General features: G+C 72.4%; 11 protein-coding genes. 10 read left to right on the plus strand and 1 reads right to left on the minus strand.

From position 1 onward, the window contains the following. Positions 1 to 138: 138 nt before the first annotated feature. The 4 genes from GA0070612_RS27165 to GA0070612_RS27180 all read left to right on the plus strand — a co-directional run bounded on the left by GA0070612_RS27165 (position 139) and on the right by GA0070612_RS27180 (position 4632). Positions 139 to 1323 carry a zinc-dependent alcohol dehydrogenase gene (locus tag GA0070612_RS27165; RefSeq protein ID WP_088990501.1) on the plus strand — a complete coding sequence of 395 codons (1185 nt, stop codon included), beginning with the start codon at positions 139 to 141 and terminating at the stop codon, positions 1321 to 1323. Beyond that, a complete protein-coding gene (locus GA0070612_RS27170; protein ID WP_088990502.1) occupies positions 1320 to 2255 on the plus strand; it encodes an SDR family NAD(P)-dependent oxidoreductase in 936 nt (311 codons plus the stop codon). Before GA0070612_RS27165 ends, GA0070612_RS27170 begins: the two co-directional genes overlap by 4 nt. A 113-nt stretch (positions 2256 to 2368) precedes the next feature. After that, positions 2369 to 3373, plus strand: a complete 1005-nt coding sequence (locus GA0070612_RS27175; RefSeq protein ID WP_088990503.1) for a serine hydrolase — start codon at positions 2369 to 2371, stop codon at positions 3371 to 3373. 113 nt (positions 3374 to 3486) lie between these two features. Continuing rightward, complete coding sequence (locus GA0070612_RS27180; RefSeq protein ID WP_088990504.1) at positions 3487 to 4632, plus strand: MBL fold metallo-hydrolase; 1146 nt, start codon at positions 3487 to 3489, stop codon at positions 4630 to 4632. Positions 4633 to 4688: 56 nt separating this feature from the next. On the opposite strand, the gene GA0070612_RS27185 is transcribed toward GA0070612_RS27180, so the two are convergent. After that, the gene (locus GA0070612_RS27185) at positions 4689 to 6200 is read right to left on the minus strand and encodes a deoxyguanosinetriphosphate triphosphohydrolase family protein (protein ID WP_088991796.1); all 1512 of its coding nucleotides are present in this window, start codon (positions 6198 to 6200) and stop codon (positions 4689 to 4691) included. Between the two features lie 155 nt (positions 6201 to 6355). On the opposite strand from GA0070612_RS27185, the gene GA0070612_RS27190 reads away from it, so the two are divergent. The 6 genes from GA0070612_RS27190 to GA0070612_RS27215 all read left to right on the plus strand — a co-directional run bounded on the left by GA0070612_RS27190 (position 6356) and on the right by GA0070612_RS27215 (position 13416). After that, positions 6356 to 8785: a Tex family protein gene (locus GA0070612_RS27190; RefSeq protein WP_231924354.1), complete on the plus strand. Its 2430-nt coding sequence runs from the start codon at positions 6356 to 6358 to the stop codon at positions 8783 to 8785. Between the two features lie 447 nt (positions 8786 to 9232). Beyond that, positions 9233 to 10117 carry an aminoglycoside phosphotransferase family protein gene (locus GA0070612_RS27195; protein WP_088990506.1) on the plus strand — a complete coding sequence of 295 codons (885 nt, stop codon included), beginning with the start codon at positions 9233 to 9235 and terminating at the stop codon, positions 10115 to 10117. A 23-nt stretch (positions 10118 to 10140) separates the two neighbouring features. Then, a complete protein-coding gene (locus GA0070612_RS27200; protein ID WP_088990507.1) occupies positions 10141 to 10575 on the plus strand; it encodes a hypothetical protein in 435 nt (144 codons plus the stop codon). Between the two features lie 365 nt (positions 10576 to 10940). Next, a complete protein-coding gene (locus GA0070612_RS27205) occupies positions 10941 to 11630 on the plus strand; it encodes a sugar transferase (protein ID WP_231924355.1) in 690 nt (229 codons plus the stop codon). Then, positions 11627 to 12775 carry a DegT/DnrJ/EryC1/StrS family aminotransferase gene (locus tag GA0070612_RS27210; RefSeq protein ID WP_088990509.1) on the plus strand — a complete coding sequence of 383 codons (1149 nt, stop codon included), beginning with the start codon at positions 11627 to 11629 and terminating at the stop codon, positions 12773 to 12775. The genes GA0070612_RS27205 and GA0070612_RS27210 overlap by 4 nt, the downstream gene beginning before the upstream one ends. Then, positions 12772 to 13416, plus strand: coding sequence for an acetyltransferase (locus tag GA0070612_RS27215; RefSeq protein WP_088990510.1), 645 nt, complete (start codon positions 12772 to 12774; stop codon positions 13414 to 13416). The genes GA0070612_RS27210 and GA0070612_RS27215 overlap by 4 nt, the downstream gene beginning before the upstream one ends.

Consider the following 13416-nt stretch of genomic DNA (forward strand, 5'->3'; position numbering starts at 1 on the left):
TCTGGGGGTGTCCGGCGGCGGTGATGCCGCCACATCGGCGACCTGGAGTCGATCAGGCAGACAGCCCTCGCAGTCCGGTTCAAGCGCTCGACGCCGGGTAGCAGTCCCCTGAGACGGCGTCGAGAGGGGACGAGCGACATGAAGGCACTGACCTGGCAGGGCAAGCGGGACGTACGGGTCGAGGAGGTGCCGGACCCTCGGATCGAGGCGCCGACCGACGCGATCGTGAAGATCACCTCGACCGCGATCTGCGGTTCCGACCTGCACCTGTACGAGGTTCTCGGGCCGTACCTGAAGCCCGGTGACGTGCTGGGCCACGAGCCCATGGGCATCGTCGAGGAGGTCGGGTCGGAGGTGACCGGGCTCAAGCCCGGAGACCGGGTGGTGGTGCCGTTCAACATCGCCTGCGGGAGGTGCTGGATGTGTTCGCGCCAGCTCTACGCGCAGTGCGAGACCACCCAGGTCACCAGCGAGGGCAAGGGCGCGTCCCTGTTCGGCTACACGTCGCTCTACGGTTCGGTGCCGGGCGGGCAGGCCGAGTACCTTCGCGTCCCGCAGGCCCACTTCGGGCCGATCAAGATCCCGGAGTCCGGTGCGGACGAGCGCTACCTCTACCTGTCCGACATCCTGCCGACCGCCTGGCAGGCGGTGACGTACGCCGACACCCCGCCCGGCGGCACCCTGGCCGTCTTCGGCCTGGGCCCGGTGGGACAGTTCTGCGCACGGATCGGTCGCCACCTGGGCGCCGGCCGGGTGATCGGGTTGGACCTGGTGCCGGAGCGGTTGGAGCTGGCCCGCCGGCACGGCATCGAAGTGCTCGACGTCCGTGAGTTGTCCGACGTGGCGGGCGCGCTGATCGACCTGGTGGACGGGCGGGGCCCGGACGCGGTGATCGACGCGGTCGGGATGGAGGCGCACGGCTCGCCGGTGGGCAAGCTGGCCCACGCCGCCGTCGGGCTGCTGCCCGACAAGGTGGCCCAGACGATGACCGACCGCGCCGGCATCGACCGGTTGTCCGTCCTGCACGCTGCGGTCAAGGGGGTCCGGCGTGGTGGCACCGTGTCGGTCTCCGGGGTGTACGGCGGCGAGGCGGACCCGATGCCGCTGATGGAGATGTTCGACCGGGGCGTCCAACTGCGGATGGGGCAGTGCCACGTGCGCCGGTGGACCGACGAGATCCTGCCGCTACTCTCCGGCGACGACGACCCACTGGGCGTGGAGGACCTGCGTACCCATCGGTTGCCGCTGTCGCGGGCGCCGCAGGCGTACGAGATGTTCCAGAAGAAGGAGGACGGCTGCATCAAGGTCGTGCTCGAACCATGAGTGCGGGCAGGGTGGTGGTGGTCGTCGGCGCGACCAGCGGGATCGGCCGCGCCACAGCCCGGGCGTTCGCCGAGCGCGGCGACCGTCTCGTCCTGGCCGCCCGCGCCACCACGACCCTGGCCGAGGTACGCGGGGAGTGCGCCGCCGTCGACGTGCTGACCGTGCCGACCGACGTCACGGAGCCGGGCGCGTTGGACGCGCTCGTGGACGCGGCACTGGAACGGTTCGGTCGCGTCGACGTGTGGGTGCACACGGCCGCCGTGATGGCCTACGGGCGTTTCGACGAGCTGCCCAGGCGGGTCTTCGACCAGGTGGTCCGGACCGACCTGCTCGGCACCGCCGAGTCGGTACGGGTGGCGCTGCGACACTTCCGGGCGGCCGGGGCCGGCACCGTGGTCGTCACCGGTTCGGTGCTCGGGCACATCACCGCCCCGTACATGAGCGCGTACGTGGCGAGCAAGTGGGGGTTGCAGGGTCTGCTCCGGACGGTGCAGCAGGAGTTGCGGGACAGCCCGCGGATCCGGTTGTCAGTGGTCAACCCGGGCAGCGTGGACACTCCCGTGTACCAGCAGGCGGCCAACTATCTGGGTCGGATCGGGCGACCTCCGCCACCGGTGGCGAGCCCGCAGCGGGTGGCCCGGGCCATCGTGCACTGTGTGGACCGGCCCCGCCGGGAGGTCTCCGTGGGCCGACTCAACGTGCTGTTGCGAGCCGGTTTCACCGTACTGCCGGGGGTCTACGACGTTCTGGTCGGGCCGTTGATGCGGGCGGCGGGCCTGGGTGGACGGCCGGTCGCCGCGCACGACGGCTCGGTCTTCACGCCGAATCCGGCCGGCGAGGCGGTCCGCGGCGGTCACCTGCCTGACCTGCGGCAGCTCGCCCGACACGTGCCCGGTCCGGTCGGCGCCGTGCTGCGCCGCCGGTTCGGTTGACCTGTTCGGGACTGTTCGGGACGGCGTTCGGGGGCATCGTGCATCGATCAACTCGCCTAGGGTGGTGGGCCAGCAAGCGCTCAGGCACACCACGATCGGGGAGACGATTCACCATGCGACTGAACCGCAGAACGGCACTCGGACTGGGCACTGTGGCCACCGCCGGGGCGGTGTTGGGCACCGCCGGCACGGCCGGCGCCGCCGAGAGCACCGAGGCCTCCCCGGCCACTCCCGCCCGTGCCGCCCGCCGGGTGGCCGCCGTCTTCGCCAAGCACAGCGTCGAGGCCGGCGGCAACTGGCAGGCGTACGTCAGCGTGGCCGACCCGGCCGGGTCACCGGTGGTCGCGGTGGAGGCCGACGCGGACCGGCGGATCGAGGCGTACAGCGTCAACAAGATCGCCGTCGCCACGGCGGTGCTGGACAAGGTCGACCGGGGGCTGCTCACCCTGGACCAGCAGGTCGAGGTGTCCGCGGCGATCGTCGTGCCCGGCGGTGACGGCATCTTCAGCCTGGACGGCGCGTACCCGAGCGTGGTGACCCTCGGGCACGTGCTGGCCAACCTGCTGACCGTCTCGGACGACACGGCGGTGCGGCTGTGCGGCCTGGTCGCCCCGGCCGCCGAGATCAACTCCATCCTGGTCGCCAAGGGTTTCCCGAACACCCAGGTCCAGCCGGTGGCCAACCCGAACCGGTTCTTCCTCGGCACCAGCACCCCCAGGGAGACGCACGACCTGCTGCGGGCCCTGGTCGCCGGCACGCTGCTCTCCCCCGCCTCGACCACGTACCTGTTGGGGCTCCTGCGGTCCCCGGTGGCGTTCACCGACGGCATCCGGCGCACCATGTCGTCGGACGACCGGGCGCGGATCGCCACCAAGGCCGGCTGGTTCGCCGACGCCCGGCACGAGGCCGGCGTGATCTTCGACCGTTCCGGGGCGGCGGTCCTCACGTACGCGCTCTTCGCCGACGGGCAGGCCAACCCGGAGGACTTCGGCGCCACCCACCCGGCGGTGCAGGCCCGGGCGGCCATGGGCCCGAAGTTCCTGGCCGCCGTGGACCGGCTCGCGGGCGTGGGCAGGACGTTCCGGATCACCGCCCGGCGCCCCAGCAACGGCGGCTGACCGCGATGCCGGGTCGGTCGCCGCTCGCGGTGACCGACCCGGCCTGGCGACCGCCGGGGCACGAGCCGGTCCGGGTGACTACCGTGTAGGGCGGACACGTCGGAGGGACGGCAATGGCACGAGCGCGGAGCACTGACGTCGAACGGTCACTCGGCCGGCGGATGCGGGGCGTGGCCGGGCTGGCCGCGCTCGCCGGCCTGGCCTGGGTCGCCCGGGATGTGCCGGCGGCGCTCGGCGGCCGGCTCAGCGGGGCCCGCGCCGAACGGGCGGCCCGCTCGCCCCAGTTCCGCGACGGCACCTTCCACAACCAGGCCGGCACCCGCACGATGGTCGCCGAGCCGGGCCGCAACCTGGTCCGCGAGCTGATCTTCGGTAAGCAGAAGCGACGCCCGACCACACCCGTGCCGCTGCTGCGCCCCAGCGCCCCGCCCGGGTCCGCCGACGCCTCCGACGAGCTGAACATCGTCTGGTACGGGCACGCCTCGACGCTGATCGAGATCGAGGGCCGCCGGGTGCTGCTCGACCCGGTGTGGAGCGAGCGGTGCTCCCCCTCCGGGCTGGTGGGTCCTCGCCGGCTGCACGGGCCACCGGTGGGCATCGACGAGCTGCCGCCGCTGGACGCCATCCTGATCTCGCACGACCACTACGACCACCTCGACATGGCCACCGTGCGGGCGCTGCTCGCCGGGCAGTCCGCGCCGTTCCTGGTGCCGCTCGGGGTGGGGGCGCACCTGGACCGCTGGGGCGTACCCGCCGAACGGATCATCGAACTGGACTGGTCCGAGTCGCACCGGGTCGCCGGGCTGGAGATCACGGCGACCGCCGCCCAGCACTTCTCCGGCCGGGGGCTGCGCCGCGACGGCACGCTCTGGAGCTCCTGGGTGGTGGCCGGGGCCCGCCGCAAGGTCTTCTACACCGGTGACTCGGGTTACTTCGACGGGTACGCGGCGATCGGCGCCGAACACGGGCCGTTCGACGTGACGCTGATGCAGATCGGCGCGTACGACCGGGCCTGGCCGACCATCCACATGTTCCCCGAGGAGGCGGTCGACGCCCACGTCGACCTGCGCGGCGGGCTGTTCGTCCCGGTGCACTGGGCGACGTTCAACCTGGCCCTGCACGACTGGTCCGAGCCGGTCGACCGGCTGTGGGCCGAGGCGAAGGCCCGCGACGTACGGCTCGCTGTGCCTCGCCCGGGTGAGCGGGTGGTGGTCGACGAGCCGCCCGCCGTCGACGGCTGGTGGCAGGCCGTCGCCTGAGACAGCCCGCCCCGCCGACGCCCTGGCCCTGAGCCGTCCGGCCCGGGTCTCGCGGGTCAGAGCACGAAGGCGTCGGTCCAGAGGGCGCCGGAGCGGCCGGAGAGCGCGTCCAGCATGGCCACCGCCTGCCCGTCGGTGAGCTGCGCGACGAAGTCCACGATGGCGCGCCCCCGGGCGCGGCCGATCCGGTCCGGGATGCGCGGGTGCAGCTCGGCCTCGGCCAACTCGACGAGGTCGTGCAGTCGGCGGGGCAGCCGTGACTCCTCCTCCGGGTCGAGCAGCCACTCCCAGAGCGCCTCGACCAGGGTGCCCAGCAGGCGGGCCTGGCCGCGCTGGTGCAGGGCGAGGTCCGGGCGGGCCAGGACGAACCGGTGGTGGACGAACTTGAGCACCTGCACCTCGTGCCACTGCGCGCAGCCCAGCAGCACGTACCCGGAGCGCACCGACGGCTGGTCCGTCACGGTGATGGCCTCGACGAAGCGGGTGGACCAGCGGGCGGAGAACCGCGCCACGTACTGCTCGGCCTCGATCGAGCCGTCGAACGGCATCGCCAGCAGCCCGTCGACCAACTCCTCGCGGACGTGCTCGACGGCGGCGGCGAACGCGTCGTCGTCGGCGATCCAGGCGTCCTTGCGGTGCAGTTGCCGCCGCAACCGCTCGATCGCCGCCCCGGGCCGCCGCGCCGACGTGGCCAGCGCCGCGTCGGTGATCGCCCGGAAGTGCCCACTCTCGCGCTGCCACGCCATCAGCTCGGCAGAGACCGAACCCTGTTGGAGCACACCGACCCGGTAGAAGTCCTCCACGTCGTGGATGGCGTACGCGATGTCGTCGGCGGTGTCCATCACCGACGCCTCCACGGTCTGCTGCCACTCCGGGATGCGGCCGGCGAACGGCTCCCGGGCCTGGCGCAGGTCGTCGAGTTCCGTCCGGTACGCGCCGAACTTCGACGAGCCGCTCTCCGGGTCGTCCGGCGGCGGGGTGGCCCCGCGCGGCGGCGGGTCCATCGTGCGGGGGTGCGGGTCGGGATGGTCCAGCCGGGTCCACGGGTACTTCAGCATCGCCGCGCGGACCGCGGCGGTCAGGTCCAGCCCGGTGGTGGCCGCGCCGCGGATCTCGGTGCTGGTGACGATCCGGTACGACTGGGCGTTGCCCTCGAAACCGTCGGCCAGGCCGAGGCGCTGCCGGGCCAGCCGGTCCAGCACCCGCTCCCCCAGGTGCCCGAACGGCGGGTGACCGAGGTCGTGGGCGAGCGCCGCCGCCTCCACCACGTCGGGGTCGAGGCCACCGAGCTTGTCCAGCAGGTCACACCACCGGTCGTCGGCCGTCAGCCGCTCGGCGATGGCCCGGGCCACCTGGGCGACCTTGAGGCTGTGGGTGAGCCGGTTGTGCACCAGCAGCCCGGAGCCGACCGGGCTGATCACCTGGGTGACACCGCCGAGGCGGGCGAAGAACGGTGAGCCGACGATCCGGTCCCGGTCGGCGCGGAACGGGTTGGCCGTCAGGTCACCGAGGGCTCGGGCGCTGCCGCCGAAGAGCCGCCGGGCGCGCGGCTCCGCAGGTGTTTCCATGATCGCCACGCTAGCGCAGGCCGGAAGGGACCGCCGCCGGGTCACCCGGGCGGGCGCGGCGGTTCGGTCTGCCGCCCCGGCCGGGCGCGGCGACAGCGACCGGGGCCGCCCGGCAGAATGCAACCGGTACCCACTCCCGAAGGCGGATCGAGATCGTGACCCAGTCTGTTCATCAGCGGATCGCCGACGAGCTCGGCGTGGCCGAGCGTCAGGTGCGGGCGGCCGTGGAGCTGCTCGACGGCGGCGCCACAGTGCCGTTCATCGCCCGCTACCGCAAGGAGGCCACCGGCCTGCTCGACGACACCCAGCTGCGCACCCTGGAGGAGCGGCTGCGCTACCTGCGCGAGCTGGACGAGCGGCGGGCCGCGGTGCTGGAGTCGATCCGCACCCAGGGCAAGCTCGACGAGGCCCTGGAAGCGCAGATCATGGCCGCCGACTCGAAGTCCCGGCTGGAGGACATCTACCTGCCGTACAAGCCCAAGCGGCGGACCCGGGCGCAGATCGCCCGCGAGGCCGGGTTGGCCCCGCTGGCCGAGTCGCTGCTGGCCGACCCCAGCCAGGACCCGCGGGCCACCGCCGCCGGGTTCGTCGACGAGGACAAGGGTGTCGCGGACGTCGCCGCCGCGCTGGAGGGCGCGCGGGCGATCCTCATCGAGACCTTCGCGGAGGACGCCGACCTGATCGGCACGCTCCGCGAGCAGATGTGGTCGCGGGGCCGCCTCGTTTCCCGGGTACGCGACGGCCAGGAGACGGCCGGCGCGAAGTTCGCCGACTACTTCGACTTCTCCGAGCCGTACCCGAAGCTGCCCTCACACCGGATCCTGGCCATGTTCCGGGGCGAGAAGGAGGGCGTGCTCGACCTGACCATGGATCCGGAGGAGGCCGGCGACGCCGACGCCGTACCGACCGGACCCAGCCGGTACGAGGCGGCCATCGCCGGACGGTTCGGGGTGTCCGACGCCGGTCGTCCGGCGGACCGCTGGCTGACCGACACCGTGCGGTGGGCGTGGCGCACCCGCATCCTCATCCACCTCGGCGCGGACCTGCGGTTGCGGTTGTGGCAGGCGGCCGAGGAGGAGGCGGTACGGGTCTTCGCGACGAACCTGCGGGACCTGCTGCTGGCCGCGCCGGCCGGCACCCGGCCCACCATGGGTCTCGACCCGGGCCTGCGGACCGGCGTGAAGGTGGCTGTGGTGGACGCCACCGGCAAGGTGCTCGCCACCGACACCATCTACCCGCACGAGCCCCGTCGGCAGTGGGACGCGTCGATCGAGACCCTGGCCCGGCTGGCCGGGGCGCACGGGGTGGAGCTGGTGGCAATCGGCAACGGCACCGCCTCGCGGGAGACCGACAAGCTGGCCGGCGACCTGATCAAGAAGTATCCGCAGCTCAACCTGACCAAGGTGATGGTCTCCGAGGCGGGCGCGTCGGTCTACTCCGCGTCCGCGTACGCCTCGCAGGAGCTGCCCGGGATGGACGTGTCGCTGCGCGGCGCGGTCTCCATCGCCCGGCGGCTCCAGGACCCGCTCGCCGAACTGGTCAAGATTGACCCGCGGTCGATCGGAGTGGGGCAGTACCAGCACGACCTGTCCGAGGCGAAGCTGTCCCGGTCGCTGGACGCGGTCGTGGAGGACTGCGTCAACGCCGTCGGGGTGGACGTCAACACCGCGTCCGCGCCGCTGCTGACCCGGGTCTCCGGGATCGGGGCCGGGTTGGCCGAGAACATCGTGCTGCACCGGGACGCCAACGGGCCGTTCCGGTCGCGCTCCGAGCTGAAGAAGGTGGCACGGCTCGGCCCGAAGGCGTTCGAGCAGTGCGCCGGCTTCCTGCGTATCCCCGACGGCGACGATCCGCTGGATTCGTCGAGCGTGCACCCGGAGGCGTACCCGGTGGTGCGCCGGATCCTCACCAGCACCGGTCAGGACCTGCGCTCGGTGATCGGCAGGAGCGGGATCCTGCGCGGCCTGCGGGCCACCGACTTCGTCGACGAGCGGTTCGGTCTGCCCACCGTCACCGACATCCTCGCCGAGTTGGAGAAGCCGGGCCGCGACCCTCGGCCGGAGTTCCGCACCGCCACCTTCGTCGAGGGCGTGGAGAAGATCAGCGACCTGACGCCCGGCATGGTGCTCGAAGGCGTGGTCACCAACGTGGCCGCGTTCGGCGCGTTCGTCGACGTCGGGGTGCACCAGGACGGGCTGGTGCACGTCTCGGCCATGTCCCGGACCTTCGTTAAGGACCCCCGCGAGGTGGTGAAGTCCGGTGACGTGGTCAAGGTCCGGGTGCTCGACGTGGACGTACCCCGCAAGCGCATCTCGTTGACCCTGCGCCTGGAGGACGAACCCGCCGTCACCGGTGGTGGTGGCCGGACGAGCCAGGAGGGTCGCGGCGGCCCGGCGCAGCGCGGACCGCAGGGTGGTCGTGGCGGTCAGCAGGGCGGACGTGGTCCGCAGGACCAGCGCGGCGGCCAGGGTCGACGCGGCGGTCAGCCACAGGGTCGCGGCGGTCAGCAGCAGGGTCGCGGCGGCGGTCCGGCTCCGGCCAACGACGCGATGGCCGAGGCTCTGCGCCGCGCCGGGCTGGCCTGACGGGTCAGCCTTCCCCGGAGGCCGTCGGCCCTGCGACGCTCCCGGCCCCTCGATCACGTGGTTGCGTGATCGAGGGGCCGTGTGGCCGAGGCCGAGTGACCCGGGGGTCGACGGGGGTGACGGGCCCTTTGGAGCTGATGCCGTTAACGAATCGCGGGAGTGGTCACGATTGATCGCCGTCTTGATTGCGGTTCGTCGCCGGCTTGATTGCGGTTGATCGTGGTTGGGTCGCCGGCTTGGCCGCGGTTGTTCGCCAGCTTGGCCGCGGTTGGCCACCGGCTCGGCCGCGGTTGGCCGCCAGCTCGGCCGCCGGTTGATGTCACAGACGATTCAGCTCCATAGGGCGACCACAGCGGACCCGGGGGGCAAGCGCGACCAGTGCGGCGGGCGGGTGAAAAAATCGGCTCGTGTGCACGCGGGGTCCGGGGCGATGATCTCACGGTGAATATGCACGCGGATCAGGTCGACGTGGCGGTGGACGTGGTCGCCGCGCTGGTGGCCGAGCAGTTTCCCCGGTGGCGGGGCCTGCCGGTGCGGCCACTCCCCTCGACCGGCACGGTGAACGCCCTGTTCCGGCTCGGCGCGGAGGTCGTGCTGCGGTTCCCGCTGCGGCCGAACGCCTCTCCGGATCTGCGCGGCGAGCTACGACGGGAGCAGGAGCACGCGCGGATGCTCGCCGCGCGGATGCCGGTCGCGGTGCCCGAACCGCTCGGGCTCGGTGAGCCGGGCGACGGATATCCGGGGTCGTGGGCGGCGTACCGGTTCATCCCCGGGGAGACGGCCGAGCGGGACCGGATCGGCGACCTGGACGGCTTCGCCCGTGACCTGGCCGGCGTCGTGACCGCCCTTTGTGGCATCGACACCGGCGGTCGGGTGTGGTCCGGGTCGGGTCGGGGTGGACCCCTGGCCGACCAGGATGCCGATGTGCGGGCCGCGCTGGCCGCCAGCGACGCACTCACCGACACCGGCGCGCTCGCCGCGGTCTGGAACCGGTGCCGGCACGCGCGCCGCGACGATCCCGCCGACAGGTGGATCCACGCCGATCTGATGCCGGGCAACCTGCTGGTCCGCGACGGTCGGCTGGCCGCGGTCATCGACCTGGAGACGGTCTGCGTGGGCGACCCGGCGGTGGACCTCATGCCGGCGTGGAACCTGCTCGACGCCGGGTCCCGGGAGACGTACCGGCGGGCGTTGGGCGTGGACGACGCGACCTGGGAGCGCGGGCGCGGCTGGGCGCTGGTGCAGGCGATCAACGCGCTGCCGTACTACGTCGAGACCAACCCGGTGATGGCCGCGATCGCCCGGCGCACACTGCGGGCCGTCCTCGAGTAGGCCCGTCGCGTACCGTCGACGTCGTGACTGAGCCGGACGGCCGGACGTGGCGGGACCAGCAGCGGCAGGCGGTGCGCGCGCACGCCGACGCGGACGCGCGGCGGCGGGCCGCCGAGCAGGCCGAGGCGGCGACGCTGGTGGCCTGGTTCGTGGCCGAGGCGACCCGGCGCGGGCTGCCTCCCACCCGCCTGGTCGCCCGCGGTTACGACGGCCGCGGGCGCTACCGGACCAGGCTGACCGGGTGGTACGTCGACCGGGCCGAGACCCGGGCCGTGGACGTGGACGGCCGGTTCCACCTGTTGCACGTGCCGGGCGGCCTGCGGGCCCGCCTGTTCGGCGCCGAGCCGCAGCCCAGCCCGGCGCCGCTGGTCGTCGGTGCCGGTGGCCGCGACGGCGAGTCGATCCCGTTGCGGACGCTGCTCAGCCGCCTGTTGGACGACCCGGCCATCGGCGGGTAACGCCCACCACCCGCGCGCCGGGCAGGCAGCCCACGCCAGGTTGAACGATCACCAGTAGTAGCTGAGGCACCCTTTCACCTGGCGTTACTACTCTCCGAAGCCTCTTCGTCACCATGGTCCGACCGGTCAGTTCTTCCCCTCCCGACTGGCCGACGCATGCCTGCCGCTCGGGCGGTTAGCCGCCGAGCCTGCACAACGCCGCCGAATTGGCCGTGTCCGACTACGGGGTTTCGGGGTTGATCGGGGGAATGCGGACCCCGTGTCGCTATTCGCCTTCGACACGCCGTCTATCCCTGATATGACAAATGCGTACGTTTTGTGTAGGTCACGTGGGAGGTCGCAACGTGCCAGTGCCTGGTGGTCTCGTGGATGCTGATCTGCCCCTGCGCCGACGCAGCCCGGAGCGGAGCAAGCGAATCATCGACGTGGTCGTGGCGGCGGTCGTTCTGATCCTGGCCACGCCAGTGTTGGTCATGGTGGCGGCCCTGGTCGCGATTGGTCTCGGACGGCCGGTGCTGTTCCGCCAGTGCCGCGCCGGGCTGCACGGACAGCCCTTCGAACTGGTCAAGTTCCGCACCATGCGGCCACCCAACCTGAAGCTCGGTCTGCTCGGCGACAGCGACCGGCTCACCCCACTCGGGCGTTGGTTGCGCGCCACCAGCCTGGACGAGTTGCCGACGCTCTGGAACGTCCTACGGGGCGACATGAGCCTGGTCGGCCCACGACCGCTCCTTCCCGAGTACCTCAGCCGCTACTCCCCCCACCAGGCCCGCCGGCACGAGGTACGTCCTGGTGTCACCGGCCTGGCCCAGGTGCGCGGGCGCAACAGCCTGAGCTGGGAGGAGAAGCTGGACTTCGACGTGCGGTACGTGGACAGCCACAACCTCCGTGGCGACCTGACGATCGTCGCCGCGACCGTGCGGACGGTACTGCGCCGCGAGGGAATCTCCGCGGCCGGGTCCGTCACGGCGCCCGAGTTCCTCGGTACGCCCGGCTGGTCGTCGCCACACACCGAACCCCACCCGGTGACCACACGCTCGGGCGGTGCCCGATGAGTCAGACGGTGTATCTGTCGCCGCCGGACGTCGGGCCGCTGGAGGAGTCGTACCTGGTGGCGGCTCTGCGCTCCGGCTGGGTAGCCCCGGTGGGCCCCGACCTGCAGGCATTCGAGCGCGACGTCGCCGAACGGGTCGGCACGGGCGGCGCCGTCGCCGTCAACTCCGGCACCGCCGCCCTGCACCTGGCACTACTCGGCGTTGGCGTGGGCCCCGGCGACGCGGTCATCGTGCCCACCCTCACCTTCATCGCCACCGCCAACGCGGTCCGTTACATCGGGGCCCGGCCGATCTTCGTCGACTGTGAACCCCGAACCGGCAATGTCGACGTCGACCTGGTCGACGAGGTGGTGCGGCGCCTGCGGTCCCGGGGGGAGCGGGTCGGCGCCGTCGTGCCGGTGGACATGTTCGGCAGCTGCGCCGACTACAGCCGACTGACGCCGGTCTGCGCCGACGCCGGGATCCCGCTGGTCGAGGATGCCGCGGAGGCGCTCGGCGCTCGGCATCGAGGGCGTCCCGCCGGGTCCTTCGGACAGGTCGGGGCACTCTCCTTCAACGGCAACAAGATCATGACCACGTCCGGCGGTGGGATGCTCGTCTCCGACGACGCGGCCCTGCTGGCCCGGGCTCGCCACCTCGCCACGCAGGCGCGGGAACCGACACCGCACTACGAGCACCGCGAGACCGGCTACAACTATCGGCTGAGCAACCTCCTGGCCGCGCTCGGCCGCGCCCAGCTCGTCCGGCTGGACGGGATGATCGCCCGACGCCGCCACCTCCGCGACCAGTACGCCAAGGTGTTCGCACCGGTGCCTGGGGTCGAACTGGTCGGCCTCGACGACACCGACTCGAACTGCTGGCTCACCGTCATCACCGTCGACGAGGAGCAGTGCGGCTGGCAGGCCGCCGACCTGGCGGCGTACCTGGCCACCCGCAGCATCGAGACGCGGCCGGTCTGGAACCCGATGCACCGTCAACCCGTCTTCGTCGGCGCCGACAGTCTGCTCACCGGAGCCGCCGACCGGCTCTTCACCCACGGACTCACCCTGCCCAGTGGCAGCGCGCTCACCGAACGGCAGGTCGGACGGGTGTTCGAGGCGATCGACGACTTCCTCGGTGGGCATCGAGCGGGGCGACCGGCATGACGATTCCACTGGTGATCGTCGGTTGCGGCGGCCACGGACGCGAGGTGCTGAGCATCGCCCGCGCGATGAACTCCGCTTCGGGCGCACCCCGCTGGCTCCTGCTCGGCTTCGTCGACGACCGGCCCAGCGAGACGAACCTCAAACGGGTGCAGCAACTGGACGTGCCCTACCTCGGTGGGCTGCCGTGGCTGCGCGAAGCCCCGGCGGACACCCATCACGTCATCGGTATCGGGGACCCCCGGATACGACGTGCGGTGGCCCAGCGCGTCGACGCCTACGGCACGCCGGCGACCAGCCTCGTCCACCCGGCGGCGACGATCGGCCCGGACACGCGACACGGCCCCGGTTTCGTGGCGTTCGCGGGAGCCCGGGTCACCACCAACGTGACCATCGGCCGGCACGTCCACCTCAACCAGAACGTCACAGTCGGCCATGACAGCACACTCGCCGACTTCGTCGCGGTGAACCCACTCGCGGCCGTGTCGGGCGACTGCCAACTCGGCGAGGCGGTGCTCATCGGCACCACCGCCGCCGTGCTGCAAGGACTGCGGGTCGGTCGGGACGCCACGGTCGGCGCGGGTGCCTGTGTCACCCGGGACGTGCCCGCCGCTGCCGTCGTCAAGGGCGTACCGGCGCGCTGA

It is taken from the genome of Micromonospora chokoriensis, assembly GCF_900091505.1.
In the GTDB taxonomy this organism is placed as follows: Bacteria; Actinomycetota; Actinomycetes; order Mycobacteriales; family Micromonosporaceae; genus Micromonospora; species Micromonospora chokoriensis.

Excerpts from the sequence above, each read along its gene's own strand:
- GA0070612_RS27165 (WP_088990501.1), top strand. The coding sequence starts at position 139 with ATGAAGGCACTGACCTGGCAGGGCAAGCGGGACGTACGGGTCGAGGAG.
- GA0070612_RS27170 (WP_088990502.1), top strand. The coding sequence starts at position 1,320 with ATGAGTGCGGGCAGGGTGGTGGTGGTCGTCGGCGCGACCAGCGGGATC.
- GA0070612_RS27175 (WP_088990503.1), top strand. The coding sequence starts at position 2,369 with ATGCGACTGAACCGCAGAACGGCACTCGGACTGGGCACTGTGGCCACC.
- GA0070612_RS27180 (WP_088990504.1), top strand. The coding sequence starts at position 3,487 with ATGGCACGAGCGCGGAGCACTGACGTCGAACGGTCACTCGGCCGGCGG.
- GA0070612_RS27185 (WP_088991796.1), bottom strand. The coding sequence starts at position 6,200 with ATGGAAACACCTGCGGAGCCGCGCGCCCGGCGGCTCTTCGGCGGCAGC.
- GA0070612_RS27195 (WP_088990506.1), top strand. The coding sequence starts at position 9,233 with ATGCACGCGGATCAGGTCGACGTGGCGGTGGACGTGGTCGCCGCGCTG.
- GA0070612_RS27210 (WP_088990509.1), top strand. The coding sequence starts at position 11,627 with ATGAGTCAGACGGTGTATCTGTCGCCGCCGGACGTCGGGCCGCTGGAG.
- GA0070612_RS27215 (WP_088990510.1), top strand. The coding sequence starts at position 12,772 with ATGACGATTCCACTGGTGATCGTCGGTTGCGGCGGCCACGGACGCGAG.